Source organism: Burkholderia sp. 22PA0099 (assembly GCF_047497165.1).
Taxonomy (GTDB): domain Bacteria; phylum Pseudomonadota; class Gammaproteobacteria; order Burkholderiales; family Burkholderiaceae; genus Burkholderia.
In genome coordinates, this window is the sequence record NZ_CP163165.1 from 3,061,868 (window position 1) to 3,081,074 (window position 19,207).

Annotated in this window: 23 protein-coding genes; 9 read left to right on the forward strand and 14 right to left on the reverse strand. The window is 67.6% G+C overall.

Annotated features, from left to right (window positions below; genetic code table 11):
* Nucleotides 1-24: 24 nt before the first annotated feature.
* The 3 genes from AB4851_RS29010 to AB4851_RS29020 all read right to left on the reverse strand — a co-directional run bounded on the left by AB4851_RS29010 (nt 25) and on the right by AB4851_RS29020 (nt 2,103).
* Complete coding sequence (locus AB4851_RS29010) at nt 25-744, reverse strand: FadR/GntR family transcriptional regulator (RefSeq protein WP_414449838.1); 720 nt, start codon at nt 742-744, stop codon at nt 25-27.
* Nucleotides 745-850: 106 nt separating this feature from the next.
* On the reverse strand, nt 851-1,117 hold the full coding sequence (locus AB4851_RS29015; protein ID WP_414449839.1) for a hypothetical protein: 267 nt from the start codon (nt 1,115-1,117) through the stop codon (nt 851-853).
* A gap of 254 nt (nt 1,118-1,371) precedes the next feature.
* Nucleotides 1,372-2,103 (reverse strand): SDR family oxidoreductase, encoded by a 732-nt coding sequence (locus tag AB4851_RS29020; protein WP_414449840.1) that lies wholly within the window; start codon nt 2,101-2,103, stop codon nt 1,372-1,374.
* 71 nt (nt 2,104-2,174) lie between these two features.
* Here AB4851_RS29020 and AB4851_RS29025 point away from each other — a divergent pair, with 71 nt between their 5' ends.
* A complete protein-coding gene (locus AB4851_RS29025; RefSeq protein WP_414449841.1) occupies nt 2,175-2,816 on the forward strand; it encodes a TetR/AcrR family transcriptional regulator in 642 nt (213 codons plus the stop codon).
* Between the two features lie 235 nt (nt 2,817-3,051).
* Here AB4851_RS29025 and AB4851_RS29030 read toward each other — a convergent pair whose 3' ends face one another.
* Both AB4851_RS29030 and AB4851_RS29035 read right to left on the reverse strand, forming a co-directional pair.
* Entirely contained in the window at nt 3,052-3,798 is a 747-nt protein-coding gene (locus AB4851_RS29030) for a glucose 1-dehydrogenase (protein ID WP_414449842.1), read from the reverse strand.
* Between the two features lie 159 nt (nt 3,799-3,957).
* Nucleotides 3,958-4,839, reverse strand: a complete 882-nt coding sequence (locus AB4851_RS29035) for a LysR family transcriptional regulator (protein WP_414449843.1) — start codon at nt 4,837-4,839, stop codon at nt 3,958-3,960.
* A 237-nt stretch (nt 4,840-5,076) separates the two neighbouring features.
* Here AB4851_RS29035 and AB4851_RS29040 point away from each other — a divergent pair, with 237 nt between their 5' ends.
* The 4 genes from AB4851_RS29040 (at nt 5,077) to AB4851_RS29055 (ending at nt 7,332) form a co-directional block, all read left to right on the forward strand.
* Entirely contained in the window at nt 5,077-5,694 is a 618-nt protein-coding gene (locus AB4851_RS29040) for a glutathione S-transferase family protein (protein WP_414444594.1), read from the forward strand.
* Between the two features lie 31 nt (nt 5,695-5,725).
* Complete coding sequence (locus tag AB4851_RS29045; protein ID WP_414449844.1) at nt 5,726-6,118, forward strand: hypothetical protein; 393 nt, start codon at nt 5,726-5,728, stop codon at nt 6,116-6,118.
* Between the two features lie 69 nt (nt 6,119-6,187).
* On the forward strand, nt 6,188-6,664 hold the full coding sequence (locus AB4851_RS29050; protein WP_414449845.1) for a hypothetical protein: 477 nt from the start codon (nt 6,188-6,190) through the stop codon (nt 6,662-6,664).
* Between the two features lie 56 nt (nt 6,665-6,720).
* On the forward strand, nt 6,721-7,332 hold the full coding sequence (locus tag AB4851_RS29055) for a superoxide dismutase (protein WP_414449846.1): 612 nt from the start codon (nt 6,721-6,723) through the stop codon (nt 7,330-7,332).
* 78 nt (nt 7,333-7,410) lie between these two features.
* On the opposite strand, the gene AB4851_RS29060 is transcribed toward AB4851_RS29055, so the two are convergent.
* The 3 genes from AB4851_RS29060 to AB4851_RS29070 all read right to left on the reverse strand — a co-directional run bounded on the left by AB4851_RS29060 (nt 7,411) and on the right by AB4851_RS29070 (nt 9,343).
* The gene (locus tag AB4851_RS29060; protein WP_013697398.1) at nt 7,411-7,572 is read right to left on the reverse strand and encodes a DUF1328 family protein; all 162 of its coding nucleotides are present in this window, start codon (nt 7,570-7,572) and stop codon (nt 7,411-7,413) included.
* 51 nt (nt 7,573-7,623) lie between these two features.
* Nucleotides 7,624-7,812, reverse strand: a complete 189-nt coding sequence (locus AB4851_RS29065) for a DUF3008 family protein (RefSeq protein ID WP_414451972.1) — start codon at nt 7,810-7,812, stop codon at nt 7,624-7,626.
* A 76-nt stretch (nt 7,813-7,888) separates the two neighbouring features.
* Nucleotides 7,889-9,343 (reverse strand): RNA polymerase factor sigma-54, encoded by a 1,455-nt coding sequence (locus AB4851_RS29070; protein ID WP_414449847.1) that lies wholly within the window; start codon nt 9,341-9,343, stop codon nt 7,889-7,891.
* Between the two features lie 411 nt (nt 9,344-9,754).
* On the opposite strand from AB4851_RS29070, the gene AB4851_RS29075 reads away from it, so the two are divergent.
* Entirely contained in the window at nt 9,755-10,525 is a 771-nt protein-coding gene (locus AB4851_RS29075) for a DUF4397 domain-containing protein (RefSeq protein WP_414449848.1), read from the forward strand.
* A gap of 74 nt (nt 10,526-10,599) precedes the next feature.
* Here the strand turns inward: AB4851_RS29075 and AB4851_RS29080 are convergent, their stop codons facing one another.
* Nucleotides 10,600-11,130, reverse strand: a complete 531-nt coding sequence (locus AB4851_RS29080) for a DUF3005 domain-containing protein (RefSeq protein ID WP_414444587.1) — start codon at nt 11,128-11,130, stop codon at nt 10,600-10,602.
* Between the two features lie 102 nt (nt 11,131-11,232).
* Nucleotides 11,233-12,141, reverse strand: coding sequence for a MipA/OmpV family protein (locus AB4851_RS29085; RefSeq protein WP_414449849.1), 909 nt, complete (start codon nt 12,139-12,141; stop codon nt 11,233-11,235).
* Between the two features lie 690 nt (nt 12,142-12,831).
* Between AB4851_RS29085 and AB4851_RS29090 the strand changes: the two genes are divergently transcribed.
* Together AB4851_RS29090 and AB4851_RS29095 are read left to right on the forward strand one after the other, a co-directional pair.
* The gene (locus AB4851_RS29090) at nt 12,832-13,062 is read left to right on the forward strand and encodes a hypothetical protein (RefSeq protein WP_414444586.1); all 231 of its coding nucleotides are present in this window, start codon (nt 12,832-12,834) and stop codon (nt 13,060-13,062) included.
* 36 nt (nt 13,063-13,098) lie between these two features.
* The gene (locus tag AB4851_RS29095) at nt 13,099-13,623 is read left to right on the forward strand and encodes a PRC-barrel domain-containing protein (RefSeq protein WP_414451973.1); all 525 of its coding nucleotides are present in this window, start codon (nt 13,099-13,101) and stop codon (nt 13,621-13,623) included.
* Nucleotides 13,624-13,710: 87 nt separating this feature from the next.
* Here AB4851_RS29095 and AB4851_RS29100 read toward each other — a convergent pair whose 3' ends face one another.
* The 4 genes from AB4851_RS29100 to AB4851_RS29115 form a co-directional block, all read right to left on the reverse strand.
* On the reverse strand, nt 13,711-14,331 hold the full coding sequence (locus AB4851_RS29100) for a DUF4142 domain-containing protein (protein ID WP_414444585.1): 621 nt from the start codon (nt 14,329-14,331) through the stop codon (nt 13,711-13,713).
* Nucleotides 14,332-14,380: 49 nt separating this feature from the next.
* Nucleotides 14,381-14,788, reverse strand: a complete 408-nt coding sequence (locus AB4851_RS29105; protein ID WP_414449850.1) for a BON domain-containing protein — start codon at nt 14,786-14,788, stop codon at nt 14,381-14,383.
* 205 nt (nt 14,789-14,993) lie between these two features.
* Entirely contained in the window at nt 14,994-17,342 is a 2,349-nt protein-coding gene (locus tag AB4851_RS29110) for an ATP-binding protein (RefSeq protein WP_414449851.1), read from the reverse strand.
* Between the two features lie 106 nt (nt 17,343-17,448).
* Nucleotides 17,449-18,843 carry a sigma-54-dependent transcriptional regulator gene (locus AB4851_RS29115; protein WP_414449852.1) on the reverse strand — a complete coding sequence of 465 codons (1,395 nt, stop codon included), beginning with the start codon at nt 18,841-18,843 and terminating at the stop codon, nt 17,449-17,451.
* Between AB4851_RS29115 and AB4851_RS29120 the strand changes: the two genes are divergently transcribed.
* Nucleotides 18,843-19,166 (forward strand): hypothetical protein, encoded by a 324-nt coding sequence (locus AB4851_RS29120; RefSeq protein ID WP_414449853.1) that lies wholly within the window; start codon nt 18,843-18,845, stop codon nt 19,164-19,166. The genes AB4851_RS29115 and AB4851_RS29120 overlap by 1 nt on opposite strands.
* The last annotated feature ends 41 nt before the right edge of the window (nt 19,167-19,207 follow it).

The following is a 19,207-nucleotide window of genomic DNA, read 5'->3' on the forward strand; positions in this document are numbered from 1 at the left end:
GGGCGGCTTACAGGGCTAGGGGGCTCAGGTCGGCTTGCCGCCCACGGCCCGATGCAGCGCCGCGCGATCCTCGAAGTCTTGCTCGGCGCGTCGGATCAGCACGAGCGAAGCCGCCTCCGCGGCCGCCTCGTCGCCGTTCTCGATCGCGAGGCACAGCGCTTCGTGCATCGGCAGCGAGCGGGCCGGGCCGCCGGCGATCTCCGAACTGAGCGCGAAGCTGGTTTCGAGGATCGACGACAGCGCGCTCTGCATCTGCTGGACGAACTGGTTGTGGCAGGCGGTCAGGATCGCGCCGTGAAACGCCAGGTCGGCGGGCACGTAGTCGCCGTCGCCGGCCACCGCGCGCGCCATCGCCTGATACGCGCGCCGGATCGCGATGCGATCGGCGTCGGTGGCGCGCTTCGCGGCGAGCTTGGCCGCGTTCGGCTCGATGATCAGGCGCAGCTCCATCAGATCCTGGATCAGCGCGTCGTCCACTGTGCCCGCCCGGGCGCGCCAGTGGATCACGTCGGGATCGAACAGTTGCCATTGCGAGCGCGGCAGCACGATCGTGCCGTAGCGCCGCCGCACCTGCAGCATGCCCTTGGCGGACAGCGACTTGACCGTCTCGCGGATCGTGATGCGGCTCACCTTGAGCCGCTCGGCAAGCTCGTCCTCGGACGGCAGCACCTCGCCCGGGGCGAGTTGCCCCGAGCAGATCTGCTCGCCCATCTGGTTCAGTACCTGCCGGTGCAGGGTTGCCATAAGTGACTCTCTAGATCATACGTATGATGTAGAAAGATACGGGTGGGAGCCGGCTGCGGCAATCCGGGTTGTCCCGAAGCCGGGGGACATGCGCCGTTCGGGCGAGTCACAGCGTCGCCAGCAGCCCCTTGTCGAACGGCCGCAACGCGTCGAGGCGCTGCGCCGCCACGAGGTTCGCCCAGTCCGGGTTCGCGATCAGCGCGCGTCCCACCGCGACCAGGTCGCACTCGCCTGCCGTGAGGCGCGCCTCGACCGGCGCGAGCGGGCCGACCGTGGCGGCGTGCTCGCCTTCGCGCAACGCGCCCACCACGTCGCCGCCCTCCAGCCCGACCGAGCCGACCCTGCACGCCTGCCCGAAGCAGCACGTCGGCATGTACGGCATCTCGCAAGTGCCGGGCCGCGTGCTGCCGAGGGATTTCTGCGTCGACGGCAAGCCGCACGCGCTGCGCTTGAAAAAGCGGGGCGGCGGCAAGCGACGCGGATGCCTACGTTGCCGGCCACGCGGCGGGACTCGGTCTCGCCCGCGGCTCGTTCCATTCGTTGCGTGCGCAACTGGAATCGGGCGTCCGGTGCGATGAAGCACATCTCCACCCGGCCGAACCCGATCCTCGCCCCACCCGCCAACGCTTACCAGGGCGTCGTGCCGCCGGCCTCGACGAACGTGCCGGACACCGCATCGTCGCCGAGCAGCGCATACTTCACCGGGATTCTCGCGCCCTCCTCGACGCTCAGGAAACCTTGATGGCCGGTGAGATCGGTCTTCACGTAGCCCGGGCTCACCGAATTGACGACGATCGGCGTGCCCTTCAGTTCTTCCGCCAATTGCACGGTCAGCATATTGAGCGCAGCCTTGGACGCGTTGTAGCCGATCAGCCGCGCGTTGTAATACGGCGAGGACGGATCGCCGTTGAGCGTCAGCGAGCCGAGCGCACTCGACAGGTTGACGATGCGCGCTCGCGGCGCCTGCCGCAGCAGCGGCAGCATCGCCTGCGTCACGCTCAACGTGCCGATGAAGTTGGTGTCCATGATGCGGCGCGCGGCATCGGGCGATGCGGCGGTCGGCGCGCCGTCCTGGGCATCGACGATGCCCGCGTTGTTGACGAGGATATCGAGCCGGCCGTGCCGGGCGCGAATCGTCTCGGCGGCGGCGGCGATGCTTGTTTGATCGTTCAGGTCGATCGATACCGCTTCGGCGCGCACGCCCTGCGAGGCGAGGTCGTCGAGCGCCGCCTGCGCGCGGCCGGCATCGCGCGCGCCGACGATCACGAACACGCCGGCCTGCCCGAGCTGGCGCGCGATTTCCAGACCGATGCCCTTGTTGGCGCCGGTCACGAGTGCAATGCGGTTAAGGTCTGTCATCTGCCATCCTTCATCTGTTCGGTTGGGACACGAACACGATATAAAGAATCGTCCTGCCTGAGAATTCGCTTATGCCGTCCGCCACACCCATCCGTCTCACGCCCCGTAGAAAGCCGCGCCAGGCGCGTTCGACGGTCACGCTGCATGCCATTTTCGAGGCCAGCATTCAGGTTTTGCTGACCGACGGCCCCGAGCGCCTGACCACCACCAAGGTGGCGGATCGGGCCGGCGTGTCGGTCGGCACGCTGTATCAATACTTTCCGCACAAGCAGGCGCTGTTCTACGGCCTGAACGAACACTATCTGGAGGCGCTGGCCGAGAAGATCGAGCGCACCTGCCAGGCGCAGCACGGCGAGCCGATCGGCCGGATGATCGAGGTGCTGGTGGGAACGTATTGGGATACCAAGATGGAACGGCCCGACGTCACGCGCGTGCTGTATCGCTCGGTGGTCGATCTCGACAACGCGCCGCTGGTCGAGGCGTTCGCCCGGCGCGTCGATGCGGCGTCGGCGGCGATGTTCGCCAGCGCGGCCGATGCGGTGTTTCCGGATCTTGCGATCGTCAACCTGACGTTGCTCAACACCATCTTCGGCACGGTGCGCAGCGTGTTCGAGCGCAGCCTGCCCGACGACGAGGCGCGTGCGGTGCAGGCGCAAGTGATCCTGATGTGCCGCGCGTATCTGGATCGGCTCGGTGCGGCAAACCGGAAATAGGCGATGCCTCACGAACAGGTTGTGCATACAACCTGTTCGGATCGGTACGTCAAACTGCGAAGCGCAGCCACATGCGTAAAAACCCGGTTGGCGATGAAGCGCCACCGGGTTTTTTCTTGCTACGCCGCGAAACCTTCGGCCGATAAGCCGGCAGGCCCGCGACGGCGCGTGGCAGGCGGGGTTCGCCTGCCCGCTATTGCTCGGTTCAGTTCAACTCAATTCCGCTCAATTCCGCTCAACGCATCCCGCCCGCCGCCAGCAGGTTCTCGCCCGTCAGCCAGCGCGCATCGTCCGAAGCCAGGAACACGGCAATATCGGCGATATCGTCCGGGCGGCCGCCACGGCCGAGCGGCGTCTTGGCGATGAACTCGGCATCCATGCCCGAACCCGAAATGCCGGCCGTATGCGTGCCTTCGGTTTCCACATAACCGGGGTTGATCGCGTTGACGCGAATCTTGCGCGCGCCCAGTTCGAGCGCCAGCACGCCGGTGATTGCATCCACCGCGCCCTTGGTGCCCGTGTAGATGGCGGTGGCCGGCGGCGTGATGCGCGTCACGCCCGAGCTGATGTTGATGATGCTGGCGCCTTCGCCCAGATGCTTCGACGCGGCCTGCGTGACCAGCAGCAAGCCGAGCACGTTGGTATTGAACTGACGATGGAATTCGTCTTCGGTGATGTCTTCCAGCGCGCCGAACGCATACACGCCCGAGTTATTCACGACGATATCGAGCGAGCCGTACGTATCGACAGCGGCTTGCACGAGGCTGGCCGCCTCGGAGGTTTTCGACACGTCGCCGCCGGCCGCCACTGCGCGCCCGCCTGCACCGGTGATCTCGCTCACGACCTTCTCCGCGCCATCCCGGCTGCTGGCGTAACCGACCACCACCGCCGCGCCTTCGGCGGCCAGCGCCTTGGCGATCGCCGCACCGATTCCCTTCGACGCACCCGTGACGAGTGCCACTTTTCCTTCGAGCTTGGCCATTCCGATCCTCATTTGCGGTAGACCGGGCGCTGCCAGGACGGCGGCGCACCGGGTATGTCCACGAATCTACGCGCGGTCCGGGGCCGGAAAAAGTGGATCAAGCCGAATGAAGATGCCGGGTTTCGCAAACAATCGGAAACGGATCGGCTGCGTCGCGCGCTACCCGCCGTAACCGAGGTCGCTTCGCAAGCGCTCGACCGCCAGGTCGATGAAGCCCCGAATCTTCGCCGGGGTGTGCAGCCGTTCGGCATACACGACATGCACGGGCATGGCCGGTTCCTCGAACTCGCTCAACACGGCCTGCAATGCGCCCGAGCGCAACTGCGCGGCAATCTGGTAGGCCGGCACGCGCGTCACGCCCATGCCCGCTTCGGCGGCGGCAATCGCGGCATCGTTGGTATTGCAAAACAGCGCCGGGCCGACCCGCACCACGATATCGCTCGCGATGCCGAAGCGCCATTCGCCCGCGGCCCAGCCCGCCGTCGCGCCGACGACGCGGTGGCGCGCGAGCTCGTCGGGCCGCTCCGGCACGCCATGCTGGCGCAGATAGTCGGGCGACGCGCACACCACCCGCCGCACCGTGCCGACCATGCGCGCCACGTAGCTGGCATCGGGCAGATGTCCGATGCGCACGGCCACGTCGATGCCCTCCTCGACCAGATGCGTCATGCGATCGACGAACAGCGCATGGCCGACGAGCTTCGGATGACGTTCGAGAAACGCGTTGAGAATCGGCAGCACATGCATGCGCCCGAACAGCACGGGCGCCGACACGGTGAGCGTGCCGGTGGGCGCCGAATACGAACCGGCTGCCGCCGCCTCGGCCTGCTGCACTTCCGCGAGAATGCGGCGGCAATCGTCGAGGTAGCGCTCGCCCATTTCGGTGAGCTTGATCGAGCGCGTCGTGCGCACGAACAGGCGCGCGCCCAGCATGTCCTCCAGCAAGGCGATGGTGCGGGTGACGGTGGGCGGGCTCGCGTTGAGCAGGCGCGCCGCGCCCGCGAAGCCGCCGGCCTCGGCAACCTTCACGAAGACGGTCATGGCGTGAAAGCGGTCGATGATGTTCCCCTCTCCGGGTGGCCCCGGCGCAAAGCCATTGTTTCGGCCTCCGCATGATATCCGGGCGGCGCCGGCCCGTTAAGTGCGCAGCATTCGAAAAAACAAAAGAGTGCATTCCACCGATTGGCCGTTTCGCCGAACGATGCGACTCCTTACGCTTCAGTCATCCGGGCGGACTGGCCGCCGGGGCCTAACGAAATTGCACACGAGACTGCACGCATGAAACTCTACTACGACGCATTGTCCGGACACTCGCACCGCATCCGGCTGTTCCTCTCGCTGCTCGACCAGCCCGTCGAGATCGTCAACGTCTCGCTCGCGGCGGGCGAACACAAGCAGTCCGAATTTCTGAAGCTGAATCGTTTCGGACAACTGCCGGTTCTGGAAGACGACGGCACCGTGCTGGCCGACTCCGCCGCGATTCTGGTCTACCTGGCCAAGCACCTCGGCAAGACCGACTGGCTGCCCGAGGATGCGCTCGGCGCGGCCAGGGTGCATCGCTGGCTGTCCGTGGCCTCGGGCGAGATCGCCTACGGCCCGTCCGCCGCGCGGCTGATCACGCTGTTCGGCGCGAAGCTCGACGCGCAGGAAGTCATCAAGCGCTCGCACGACATCCTCAAGCTGATCGACGCCGAACTCGACGGCCACGCGTGGATCGCCTCCGCGCAGCCGAGCATCGCCGACGTGGCGCTGTACAGCTACATCACGGCCGCACCGGAAGGCAACGTGGATATCTCCGGCTACGCCAACGTCAACGCCTGGCTCAAGCGCATCGAGGCGCTGCCCGGCTTCGTGCCGTTCGCCCGCAACGCCGTCGGCCTGCGCGCGGCGGCCTGACGACGCTTCCCGCCACGACCGCGAGCCGATCATGTCGAATACCCCGTCGTCGCCGGGTTGGGGCCTGGACGCATCGCCGTTTCACGAAGGCGAGCTGGCCGTGCAGGAGCGCGTGGGCGTGCGCGAAAAGATGGCGGTGACGGGGCGGCAGGTCGTGCGGGAATATCTGACCGGGCAGCATCGGGAATTCTTCGGACTGCTGCCCTATAGCTTTGTGGGCTCGGTCGATGCGCAAGGCCGGCCGTGGGCGTCGATCCTGCTCGGCCACGCCGGCTTTCTCGACGCCGTGGACGCCCATACGGTCGCCGTGCAGGCCCGGCCGCTGCACGGCGATCCGCCCACGGCCCCGCGTCCGGAATCCACCGGACCTACCACCCCACCCGCCGTGGGGTCATTCCACCCGCCCATTCGACTATTTAAATAAAAATAATTATCATTCGCATTCATAGAGCAGCACCGAGCCTGCCCCATCCGAGGACCCGAGAGGAACGTCATGCACACCGCCACCGCCGCCCCACCCTCCCGCGCAGACGACCGCGACGAGCTCGCGCGCTGGCGGCGTTCGATCACCTGGGGCAACCGCGCGTTCGACGAACGCGACTACGCCGCCGCCATCGCCCATTACGACGCGGCGGTCGCGGTGGCGGACGCCATGTACGGCCGCGTCGGCGACGCCGAAGCCGGCACGGCCGCGTGGGTGGTCGCGCATCACAACCTGGCCGACACCTACGCGCGGCTCGGCCGCAACTGCGACCAATGCCGCCACCTGTGCGCCGCGCACGCGCGCCTCTGCGACACGATGAACGGCGCGGCGCTGCCGATCCGCTGGCAAACCGCCGCGCAACGCCATTGCCGCCGCACCTATGCCGAACTGACGCACTACGTCGCGGGCCATCCCGACGACAACGCCGCCCGCGACGCCTGCCAGCTCGGCGCGGCCGGCCCTGTGCATACGCTGATGCGCCAGTAGCCAGCCACCGCCCGACCCAAGCCATCGAACCCACCGCATCACCACCCGGAGCCACCATGCCCTACACCCTGCCCCCGCTGCCCTACGCCTACGACGCGCTCGAACCGCACATCGACGCGCAGACGATGGAGATCCACTACTCGAAGCATCACCAGGCCTACGTGAACAACGTCAACGCGGCGCTCGAAGGCGCGGGCCTGCCGTTCCCGAGCATCGAGGAACTGGTGTCGGGCATCGAATCGCTGCCCGAGGCGGTGCGCGGCGCGGTGCGCAACAACGGCGGCGGCCACGCCAACCACAGCCTGTTCTGGAGCGTGATGGCGCCGAACGGCGGCGGTGCGCCGCAAGGCCGTCTCGCCACCGCGATCGACACCGATCTCGGCAGCTTCGATTCGTTCAAGGATGCGTTCACGAAGGCCGCGCTGACGCGCTTCGGCAGCGGCTGGGCCTGGCTCAGCGTGACGCCTGCGAAGAAGCTGGTGGTGGAGAGCAGCGGCAACCAGGACAGCCCGCTGATGACGGGCAACACGCCGATCCTCGGCCTCGACGTCTGGGAGCACGCCTATTACCTGAAATACCAGAACCGTCGCCCCGAATACATCGCGGCGTTCTACAACGTGGTCAACTGGGCCGAGGTCGCGCGCCGCTACGACGCCGCGCTCGGCTGATCACGCGCCCGTGCAATCGGGCGCACCATGAAAAACGGCCGCCATCGCTGGCGGCCGTTTCGTTTGTCGACTGCTTCGTTATCTTCGAATCACGCCAAGCAGCAGCGTCACGATGAAGATGATGACGAAGATGAAGAACAAGATCTTGGCGATTTCAGCGGCGCCGGCTGCAATGCCGCCGAAACCGAAGACCGCCGCGATGATGGCGATGATAAAAAAGATCACTGCGTAGCGAAGCATGTCTACCTCCAGGTTGAAAAACGATTCCCATGTCGTGAAGCGCTCAGGCCGTCACGACGTTCTCTTGTGTTGCGGCTTGTCCTTGGTCCGGGTCGCGGCCATGTCCTCGAGTTCGCGCTCGCTCATCGAGTCGTGCATGTCGCGCGACGCGCCCTTCAAATCCTTGACCTGTGTATCTCCACGCTTGGCCGACAATGCCGCGCCGGCCGCGTGCTGTTGCGCTTGCGATTTCGCTTTCATGGCCGCCTCCTCGTTCAGCATGACTGATGGATGGGATGGGAAATTCGAACTGCGCATGCCGCGATGAAACGCGTGCTCAAATCGGCACGCGACGGCGCAGTTCGGCCGGCAGGATCTTCATCGCCTGCCGGTACTTGGTGACGGTGCGCCGCGCGAGCACCACGCCGCGCCCCGCCAGCCGATGCGCGAGCGTGACGTCCGACAGCGGCTCGCCGGCCGCCTCGGCCGTGATCATTTCGCGGATCAGCACCTTCGCCGCCGCGGCCGAACAGGCACCGCGCCCCGCCGCTTCGAGCTTGCGCGGGAAGAAATGCTTGAACTCGAACACGCCGTGCGGCGTCGCCATGTACTTGTTGCCCGTGGCACGCGAAATGGTGGATTCGTGCAGATCGAGCTCCTCGGCGATGTCGCGCAGCACCAGCGGCTTCAGCGCGATCGCGCCGTAGCGGAAGAAATCACGCTGCCGCGCGACGATGCATTCGCCGACGCGCTGGATCGTATCGAAGCGCTTCTGCGCGTTGCGGATCAGCCAGCGCGCTTCCTGCAACTGCTGACCGAGCGGCGATTGCACCGATTCGCTCGATTTCGCGAACAGCTCGGCATACAGCTTGTGCACGCGCGCGCGCGGCATCACGGCCGGGTTGACCGTCACGACCCAGCGCCCGTTCACCTGGCGCACGATCACGTCGGGCACCACGTAGTCGCCGCTCGCGCTGCCGTAATGGTTGCCGGGGCGCGGATCGAGCTTGCGCACCAGCGCGCAGGCCGCACGCAGCGTGCGCGTATCGCAGCCGATGCGGCGCTGGATCTCGGCCGTTTCGCGACGCGCCAAGCGTTCGAGATGATGTTCGACGATGGTCTTCGCGCACTCCACATCGGGGCGGCCGGCCGGCATCGCATTCAGTTGCAGCAGCAAACATTCGGATAACGAACGAGCAGCCAGGCCCGGCTTGTCTACCGATTGCACCAGCCGCAGCGCCACCGTCAGTTCCTGCTCGTTGAAGCAGACATCGGAATCGGCCACCGTCTCGGCCAGCTCGGTGAGCGTCTGGCGCAAGTAGCCGTCGTCGTCGAGCGCGTCGATCAACGTGCGCGCCGCCGCGCGGTCGCGCGGGTTCAGCGGATAGAGGCACAGCGCCTCGTGCAGATGCTCGTGCAGCGACGGCTCCATCACGATCCGCTCCGACGGCTCCAGGTCGTAGCTGTCGCCCGAGCGGCGCATCGCGCTGCCGCGCATCGAGGGCTCCGCCGTGTACGACATCTCGTTGTCGCGCGGCCCTTCCTCCGCGGTCACCAGATTCGGCGCATCGGCCGATTCGGCGGATTCCGCGGCCTGTTCGGCTTGATCGAACGGCGTGCGCGTATCGTCGTCGCCCGATACCTGCACGTCTTCCAGGAACGGGTTGGTGTCGAGCGCCTGACGCAGCTCTTGCTGAAATTCGAGCGACGATAGCTGAAGCAGCCGAAGCGACTGTTGCAACCGCGGCGTCAGCGTCAAGTGTTGTCGCATCTGTAGCGCGAGCGTGGACATCGGGTGCTCCTCGTCGATTGATTGATCCTGTCCCGACTTTCGCAACATTCGTACCAGGTTGCTCGAGCCTTGATGGACAAGGGCTCGACCTGCAGGCCGCAACACGCGTCACCGCCGACAAGGCATTTTTTACAAGCGGGTTCGCAAGATTTGGACCGTGAGCCCGACACCCCATGCAATGCGCTGTTGCGCGACGCAAAGCACGCGTATCGGTGGCGCGCCCGCGACCGCGCGATCGCGTGCGGGTACGAGTTCTGCTGGATGGAATCGCCCGCCGACCGCGCGGGTGCGGCGAGGGGGCATCGAAAAATGCGTTCGCCGCCGGGCTTCGGCCCGCTGGCCGCACGTCGTCGCGCGCATCGCGCCCGGCGACGCGCAAGCACAGAATCCAATCAGATCGGAGAACAAGACATGAAGGCAATTCGTACCCTCGCGGTAATGGCATCGGCCGTGGCGATGCTGGCCGCATGCGGTGGCAACGACGGCAACGACATCGGCACCATCATCGGCACCGCGAAGCCGCAGGCGCGCTTCATCAACGCCGTGCCGCTCGGCCCCAATCTGGACTACTACCTGAACAGCAAGCTCAACACGGCGAACGTGGCCTACAAGGGCGTGACGCGTTACGCCGATCTCGACACCGGCAACCAGACCACCTCGTACAACTCCACCGGCAGCAACACCGCGATCGCCTCGCAGGCCTTCTCGACCGTGAACGGCCATCACTACACGACGATCGCGCTGCCGAGCACGTCGAACTCGATCGCGGAGATCGACGATCCGTACGCCAAGGGCCTGCTGTCGGACAAGGCGCGCGTGCGCGGCTTCAACGCGTCGCCGAACGCGCAGAACCTCGACATCTACGTGGTCAATGCGGGCAGCACCAATATCAGCGCGAGCAGCCCGACGCTGGCGAACGTTTCGTATCAGAACGCGGTGCCGGCCTCGACGCAGGATTCGCTCTATCTGTCGGGCGGCAGCTATCAGGTGATCGTCACGACCGCCGGCTCGAAAACGCCGATCCTGACCACCCCGGCCGTCTCGCTGGCCAACAACGCGGATTGGCTGGTGCTGACGATCCCGGCCGGCGGCATCAGCGACGTGGTGCCGAACGACATCCACGTGCTGATCGCGCAGGGCAACGAGGCCGATGCGTCCGCGCAGGAACTCGGCCCGCAATAAACCGGCTGCTCACGCAAGAACGCCGCCGGCGCGAGCCGGCGGCGTTTTCGTATCGGGCGGCGCGGCGCGCGCCGTCAGCGCTTGGCGGCGTCCGACGGTTCGAGCCGGATCACGCGCTCGGTGCGTGCGCCGTAGGTGCGGCCCGCATCGATGATGCCGGCCGCGCTGACCTGCCAGCCGAGCCGCGTTTCCACGGCCGGCGAGCCGTCGCCGCGGCGGCTCGCGAAACCGGCCAGGCCGTCGTCGGACGTGACCACGCTGTCGTCGAGCGAGGCGTTCGAGTGGATCTCGTTGTCATGCCAGAGCGGCGCGTCGCGATGCGCGTCGAAGCTCTTGCCGTCGACGTCCACGCAACTGTCGGACGCGCCCATGTTCGCGTTGTCGAGCGTGACGATGCGGCTCGCCGCGCGGCGCACCGGATCGCCGTGTTCGCGTTGCGCATAGCGCTCGCGATCGATCGCCGGCAAGCCGGTGGGCGTTTTCGAGGCGATCCGTTCGGGCGTGAGCCTGCGATCGCCGGCCGCGACCGGCGCGCCGCCGATCGCGGGCGCGGGCGTCTTAACCGGGTTGGCTTCGGTGTGCGAATGATTCCGTGCCTGTTCCATTGTCTCCTCCTGGTCGGGGTGCCTTGCGCCGCGCGGGGCAAACCGCGCGGCAGGCATGGATGCAGCATCAGCGGTACCGGGTGAAACGACGCCGGACAATCCTTAGAACTGGTAATTGACCGAGACGTCCGCCACACCGTTGGTCGAGCGCTGCGTGAGCGGGCTGTTGCGTGCGCTGCCCACCAATTGCTCCAGCGCGCCATCCACCGTGACGAACCAGTGCTTGCGGACGAACCACACCATCGTCATGCCGACACCGTACGATTTCAGGCCTGCTTTCGCAGAATACGGCCGGTAGCCGGTGCGTGTCGATGCCTGCTGGTTGATACCGAACCAGCTGTTCATATAGTTCGAATCGGCGAACGACACGGTCGGGCCGGCGAACCAGAAGAACTTCTCGGAGCTGCCCGGCAGCGGCATGTAGGCCGACAGATCGCCCACCCAGCCGTTCGAGCCGCCGATGCTGCGCCGCACATCGGCGCGCAGCACGATCGGCAGGTTCTTCGAGATCACGTAGTCGCCCGACAGCTTGATCAGCGGTGCGGGATTGATGTTGGGCAGGCCGTTCAGGTGGCCGAGATCGTCGGCGGAGCGGCGGCCGAGATCGTAGTTGATCGACAGCGTGGTGCGCCAGTTCTGGCCCTGCGCGAAGTTCACGCCGAGCCCCTCGCCCGTCGACAGGAAAAACAGGTCGCGGTAGCGCACGTCGAAGTTCGGGCCGGCCTTCACGCGGTATTGGTCGGAGCCTTCATAACGCGGCTGGAACGAGGAAGCGGCGCCAAAGCGCACCGACCACTGCTCGGGCGGCTTCGGATCGAACACCTTCTGGAGCGTGACGCCGGCCGAATACTGCCATTCGCCGAGCGGCGACGGGGTCTGCGCGCGAGCCGTCACGGCGGCGGCGCAGCAGACGGCGAACACGGTGAGCCGGGACGGCACGATCGCGCGGCGCGGCAACATCACCGGGCGGGGCGCAGACAGGGAAACGGAAACGGCACGGCGTCGAATCATCAGCTCATCCTCTTTATGTAATCGGTTCTTCCGGGAGCGTGCCGCCCCGCTGCTGCGCGGGTGCCGTTGCCCATGTTACTCGCGGCACGCGCGTTGCGGGTGCCGGCCAGCAAGCAGGTTCGCCACGCACGAACCGCTCCCTTTCGTCTGCCTCGGGTCTGCCCCCGGTCTGCCTCCGTCTCGCCGGCAACCGGCCCGTCGCCCCCCCACGCGCTCGGGCGGTTCGCGCGACGGCGGATCGCCCTCGGGCGGTCGCGGCGTCGGCGGATCGGTCGGCCCGGGGTCGCCCTCGTCGGGCGGCGGGTCGGGATCGATCGCGGGGTGAGTCGGCTCGGGACGATGCAGCGAGATGCCGGCAGGCCGACCGGCGAATCGCGATGCATCGAACCCGGCGAACTGGGCAAACGAAGCGGAAACAAGCGCCACGGTCGGTCCTCCGGATGCAAGACAGCGGGCATTACTGCAATTCGCATGCCATGCGTGCCGGCGCCCGCGCCGTCAGGCCGGCGGCCCGAGTCGCAACCGCGCGCCGCGACCTGTTCGACGGTTCGCGTGCATTCCTTACATCCGGCACTGAAAATTTTTCAGTTTTGAGACAGTCATCGACGTGACGCCGTGATGGCAGGCCGGCAAGCGGGCCGGCATGGAGCTTGCGCCACAGAATCACGAACCTACCGTGGAGGACCTGCGATGCCATCCCTTACCCACCCCGCTTCGCGAACCGAGGGCGCCGGGAGCAAACCGGCGCCGAACGAGCGCGGCGCGGAACGCAGCACGACGCGCCGCGACGAGAAGCAGATCGACAAGGCGCTCGAAGACACTTTCCCGGCCAGCGATCCGCCGGCCACCGGCGGCGTGACGCGGATCGATCCCGTGCCGGCCCACCAGCCGCCGGACCGCGGCGAACCGGGCTCGCCCTGAGCGCGGCGCGCAGCCCTTTCAGCAAGGAGGTCGATGATGAATCTGCATTCCGAAACCGGCACCGGCGAACGCATCGTCGGACGACCCGACCCGTCGGCAGGCCCCGGCCCGGACGTGATGGCCGCCGCGACGCTCGACGGCAACCGCGTGTATGCGACCGACGGCGAGCATGTCGGCCACATCAAGGACATCATGCTCGACGTGCGCGGCGCGCGGATCGCCTACGCGGTGCTGTCGAGCGGCGGCGTGCTCGGCATCGGCGACAAGCTGATCGCCGTGCCGTGGCATGCGCTGACGCTCGATACCGATCGCAAGTGTTTCGTGCTGGCCGCCACCGCGCAGCAGGTGCGCGCGATGCCCGGCTTCGATCGCCATCACTGGCCGTCGTTCGCCGACCCGGCCTGGGCCGAGCCGCCCGCGACGAACCAGCCGGCCGCCGCGGCCACCGGCTGGGACCCCGACGATATCGGTCACTTCGATGTGGATACCGGGCTCGACATCGACGCCCCGCCGCACGAAAGCGCGCCGAACCAGCCCGAGCCGCGCGACGGTCGCCATTGATCGGTCGGGCGGTCATGTTTGAAGGAGCGTCCCGTGTGGGGACGCTCTCTTTTGTCCGCGCGATGTGCACGCCGCCGCCGGGGTGCTTCAACGGCCCACTTCGCGCGCGAGCTTCTGGGCCAAGCCCAAATGCTGGTGCAGCATCGGCAGGCTGTCCTGCGCGAACGCGCGCAACTCGGTCGAATGGCCGCCGCGCGCCTCGGCCGAAAACAGCCGGATCGCCTGCCGGTGCGCGCCCGGCCCGGCGATCGCCACGTAGGCCACATCGAAATCGTGGCCGTGCTTGTTGCGCAGCGCGTCGATGTCGGGATCGACGATCATCGCGGCCTGCGCCGGCACGCCCTCCTTCGCGGCAAGCGTGCGCAACTGCTCGTTGGCGCGGCCGTGATCGTCGAGCATCTTCTTCGCGAACACACGCACGGCCGGCGATTCCGAGCGCTCGATCGCCAGTTGGCTCGCCTGCACCTCGCGTTTGCCGGCGAGCGCGGCCTTGTCGACGAATTCCGGATCGATGCCCTGCGGGCGCTTGGCGATCTCGCTGTCGCCCACCGGCGAAGCCGGCTTGACGATTTCGGCGCCGACGCTCGGGCTGGCGGCGGGCGGGTTGTGCGGCACCGGGTTCGGGTCGGTCTGGGCCGAAGCGGCGCAGGCCGCGCCGAGCGCGACGGCCAGGGTGGCCGCGCGCAGGCGTGTCGTGACTCGACTCATCCTCGCTCTCCTCGTGAAATCGGACTGCGGCTGGATGACGACGTCGCGCTTACTTCGCGAGGATCGTCAGTTGGTCCTGCACCGAACGCACGCCCTTCACGCTCTTGACGGCCTGCACGGCGAGCGGCTTCTGCGCCTCGTCGGGCACGCTGCCGGTCAGCGTGACACGGCCCTGTTTGGTGCTGACGTGGACATCGCCGGACGACAGCCCGTCGGTCCCGACCAGGGCCGCCTTCGCCTTGGTGGTGAGGGTCATGTCACGCATCGACGCGCCGGCCGAATGCGTGGCCGACGCCACCTCGTCGCTGGCGGCCGCGTTCGCGTCGAGCGAGGCGGTCGCGCAGAACGCGGTGGCGGCGGTCAGGGCGATCGCCAGCAAGCCGCGCGCGGAGCGCGTGGCGACACGGCGGCGGTTCAATGAACGATGCGGGCGTTGACCTTCGGTGCGGTGCTTCATCGTGACCTCCAGGAATCGGGCCGGACGGGCCGGCGATATCGGGAGGCTCGCAACGCGCGTACCCGGCCGCCCCGCCACGCCGGGCAAGGCGAAGCGGGCGCGACGGTGCTTTTCGTCAAGCTGATTGCAAGATTTACGGAGCGGGGAACAGAAGCGGGAAGAACGCGGGAAGAACGCGGCAGCCGTGCAACGTGGCCGCCGGCCCTCATTTGTCTATCGTGGAAGACGAAGACGGAGACGTCAGTGATCGCAGTGGCGCCTGCGTTGCGCGCAGGATCTCGCGCGCCAGCGTCTGCACATCGACCGGCTTGCACAGATAGCCGTTGAACCCGGCCGACAGCACGCGCCGTTCGTCGGCCTGCCCGGCATGCGCCGTCACGGCCAGCACGGGGGCGCTCGCGGCGGCGCGAGCGTCGCCGCGCAGCGCATCGAGCAGCCAGAAGCCGTCGCCATCGGGCATCGCCAGATCGGACAGCACGATGGTGGGTCGCGCCGCGTCGAGCCGCGTCAGCGCGTCGCGCCCCGACGAGGCCACCACCACCGCCGCGCCGAGCGTGGCGAGCGCGGCCGCCAGGCTGGTGCGCGAGGTTTCATCGTCGTCGACCAGAAGAATGCGCTGGCCGGCGAGATCGAGCCGCTCGCGCGTCAGCGTCGTGTCGCTGTCGCGGCTCGCCCACAGCACGGCGTCCGGCGTCTGCCAGCCGGCCGGCAGCGCCACTTCGAAACGGGTGCCGAGATCGAGGCCGGCGCTCGTCACGCGCACGCCGCCGCCGTGCAGCTCGGCGATGTGCCGCACGATCGACAGGCCCAGCCCCAGCCCGCGCTTGGACGACGCCGGCGAGCCCTCGGCCCGCCGAAACGCCTCGAACACGTGCGGCAGGAAATCGGCCGGCACGCCCTGCCCGGTGTCGCTCACCGTCAGCAGCGCGCGCGAATCCTCGCGGGTCAGCCCGATCGTCACGCGGCCGCCGCGCGGCGTGAACTTGAACGCGTTCGACACCAGATTCGACAGCATCTGCCGCAGCCGCTCGGCGTCGCCCGACACGATGCAGGTGTCGAACGCGCAATGCGTGTCGAGCTGCACGCCGCTGCTGACGGCAGTGGTTTCGAACGAGACGGCCACATCGTTCATCACCCGCACCAGATCCACCGGCATCGGATCGAGCCGCAGCTTGCCGGTGGCGAGCGAGGACGCATCGAGAATATCGGCCACCATCCGCGACAGCGAACGCGCGCTGCGATCGATCGCGTCGATCGCCTGGCGTTGCAGCGCGCCGTCGATCGGGTTGCGCATCACCTCGACCCAGCCGTAGATCACGTTCAGCGGCGTGCGCAGCTCGTGCGAGACGACCGCCAGCAGCTCGTCCTTGAGCCGGTTCGAGGTGTCGGCCAGGCGCCGCGCATCGCGCGCGCCGCGCAGCCGGTGATCGGCACGGCGGTCGCGGCGGCGCTGCACGCGCGTGTCGCGCAGCGTCAGCGACAGCGCCACGCAGCGTTCGGCTTCGTCGAACACCGGCGAGGCGCCGAGCGTCGCGCGAAACCGCGTGCGGTCGGCGCGCAGGCACAGCAGGTCGAGCCCGGCCACGGCCTCGCGCATCTCGGCCACGGCGACGGTCAGCGGATGCCGCGCCTGCCAGCGCGGCGCCACCAGCATGCCGACGTCGCGTCCGAGCGCATCCGCCTCGGCATAACCGAACATGCGCTCGGCGGCCGGATTCCAGCTCGTGATCAGGCGATCGACGCCCACCCCGATGATCGCGTCGGTCGAGGCATCCACCAGCCGGCGCAGCATCCGGTTCGCCATCGTGCGTTCCTGATCGGCGCTGACGTCGCGCAGCACCAGCACCGCACCGCCGCGCTCACCGTCGGCATCGCATCGCGGCGACACCGACATCGCCACCGGAATCCGCGCGGCCTGCCCCGCCGGCCGCAGCCATTGCAGGTCGGCCGCGCCGCCCTCGCCACCGGCCAGCACGCGGTCGAGCTGGACCGAGCGCACGCGCTGGTCGTCGCCGTCGTAGGCATGGAACACGTCGTGGAACGGCTGGCCGCGCGCGGCGTCGGCATCATGGCCGGCCAGCGCGGCGGCCGCGGCATTCAGATAGGTGATGCGGGCAGCCGGATCGGTGACGATCACGCCCTGCGTCAGCGAGGCCAGCGTGGTTTCGTAGTCGCGGCGCTGCGCGGCTTCGCGGCGGCGCAGCGCATCATTGGTGAGCCGGGCATGACGCAGCGCGGCTACCACCGCGCTGACCACCCCCGACACCAGCAGGAACATGCCGATTTCCAGCGCCTGCATGGCGCCGGATATCGGATAGGCCTGCGGGTCGCTGACGAACAGCAGCCAGATCAGCAGCGCGCCGACGAGCGACGCCGCCAGGCCGGCGCCGAACGAGACGGTCCAGGCGATGCCCGCGATGAACGGGTAGTACAGCACCAGCGGCATGTTCGGGCCGCCGAAATGGACGAGCAGCGACTGCAGCACGGTCGGCATCGCGACGAGTGCCGCAACGATCACGCCATTGCGCATCCAGCCTGCTTCGAGTTGATTCATCTGATCGGCTCCCGTCCGCACCGCTTGGGCCGGACGCATCCCTTACCATCCGGGCGGGTCGCTGCGCAGGTTTCGCGGCACGGCGGCACGCCGTGGCGCGCTGCGCTCACGACGGCGCCTTGTCCGCTGCCGTATCCGTCCTGTCGCTCTTGTCGCCGCCTTCGATCTGCGCCAGGCGGTTGTAGATTGTCTTGAGGCTGATGTCGAGCACCTCGGCCGCATGCGTCTTGACGCCACCGCATTGCGCCAGCGTGCCGAGAATCACGCGCCGGTCCACCTCCTCCAGCGTGGTGCCGAACGCCACCGACACCGTGTCGTCGTCGGCCACCGCCTCGCCCGACACCTCGGTCATGATCGGCGCCGGCAGCGTATCGATCACGTCGCCGTCGTTGAAGATGCTGGCGCGCTGCACAAAATTGCGCAGCTCGCGCACGTTGCCCGGCCATTGGTAGCCGGACAACGCCGCCAGTGCAGGAGCAGCAAAATGCATGCCGCGGCCGCTCTCCTCGTTGAGCCGTTCGAGAAACGCCGCGGCCAGCATCGGGATATCCTCGCCGCGCTCGCGCAGCGGCGGCAGCGTGATCGGAAACACGTTGATGCGGTGATAGAGATCGGGGCGCAGCTTGCCGTTGGCCATCGCCGCGTCGGTGTCGAGGTTGGTGGCCGCCACGATCCGCACGTCCACGTCGAACTCGCGCGACGAACCGAGCCGCGTCAGCCGCCCGGTTTCGAGCACGCGCAGCAGCTTGACCTGCGACTCCATCGGCATTTCGGTGATTTCGTCGAGGAACAGCGTGCCGCCGTCGGCGCGCTCGAAGAAGCCCTTGTGCTGGCGATCCGCGCCCGTGAAGCTGCCGCGGTCGTGGCCGAACATCTCGCTCTCCACCAGGTTCGCGGCGATCGCCCCGCAGTTGATGGCGAGGAACGGCCCCTTGCGGCGCAGGCTCAGGTCGTGGATCGTCTGCGCGGCCAGCTCCTTGCCGGTGCCCGATTCGCCCATCAGCAACACCGACGCCTCGGTGCTCGCGACGCGGCTGATCGCGTCGTACATGGCCTGCATCGGCGGCGAATTGCCGAGCATGCGGCCGAAGCGGCCGAGCCGTTTCAGTTCGCCGCGCAGCGAGGCGATTTCCTCGTGCAGCACGCTGGTGCGCGGCACCCGCGCGAAGATGCTGTTCAGCCGCTGCATGTTGAGCGGCTTGACGAGGTAATCGGTGGCGCCGCGCCGCAGCGCGTCGATGGCGGTTTCGAGGCTGGCGTGGCCGGTGGTCAGCACCATCTCGCAGTGCACGCCCTTCGGCAATTCTTCGAACAGATCCATGCCGCTGCCGTCGGGCAGCATCAGGTCGCAGAGAATCAGATCGGGCGTGTGGGTGGCGAGCAGCTTGCGCGCTTCGGCCAGTGTCGCCGCCGTGTCGCAGCTCAGTTGCTGCGTTTGAGCGAGCACCGAAAGCATCTCGCGGGTGTCGGCGTCGTCTTCGACGACGAGAATATAGGGCATTGACGCTCCGTCTCGGAACACGCTCCGGCGGGCATCGAGGCCTCGCGCCGGGCAGCGTGCAGCAGGAGCACCGGGCGCTGAACAACCCGATGACGCCCGGAAAGGGTGACCGACGGCACGACGCTGTCGATCTTGATAACGCCGACCGGGGCACCGGATCGGCCGCTTGGCCCGGCCTGTCGACTTGGCGTCCGGGGAGTATAGAGGACAACCTGTTGCACCCGGCCATTATCGTTTTTTTCTATCCGACCATGCCAGGCGTATTGGAATTTTCAATTCATGAACCGCAGGCAGATTCGGCTACGCTTGCGCTTATCTTATAAAAATTACACGCTTCACGGGGACCGTGTACGGAGACACGCTC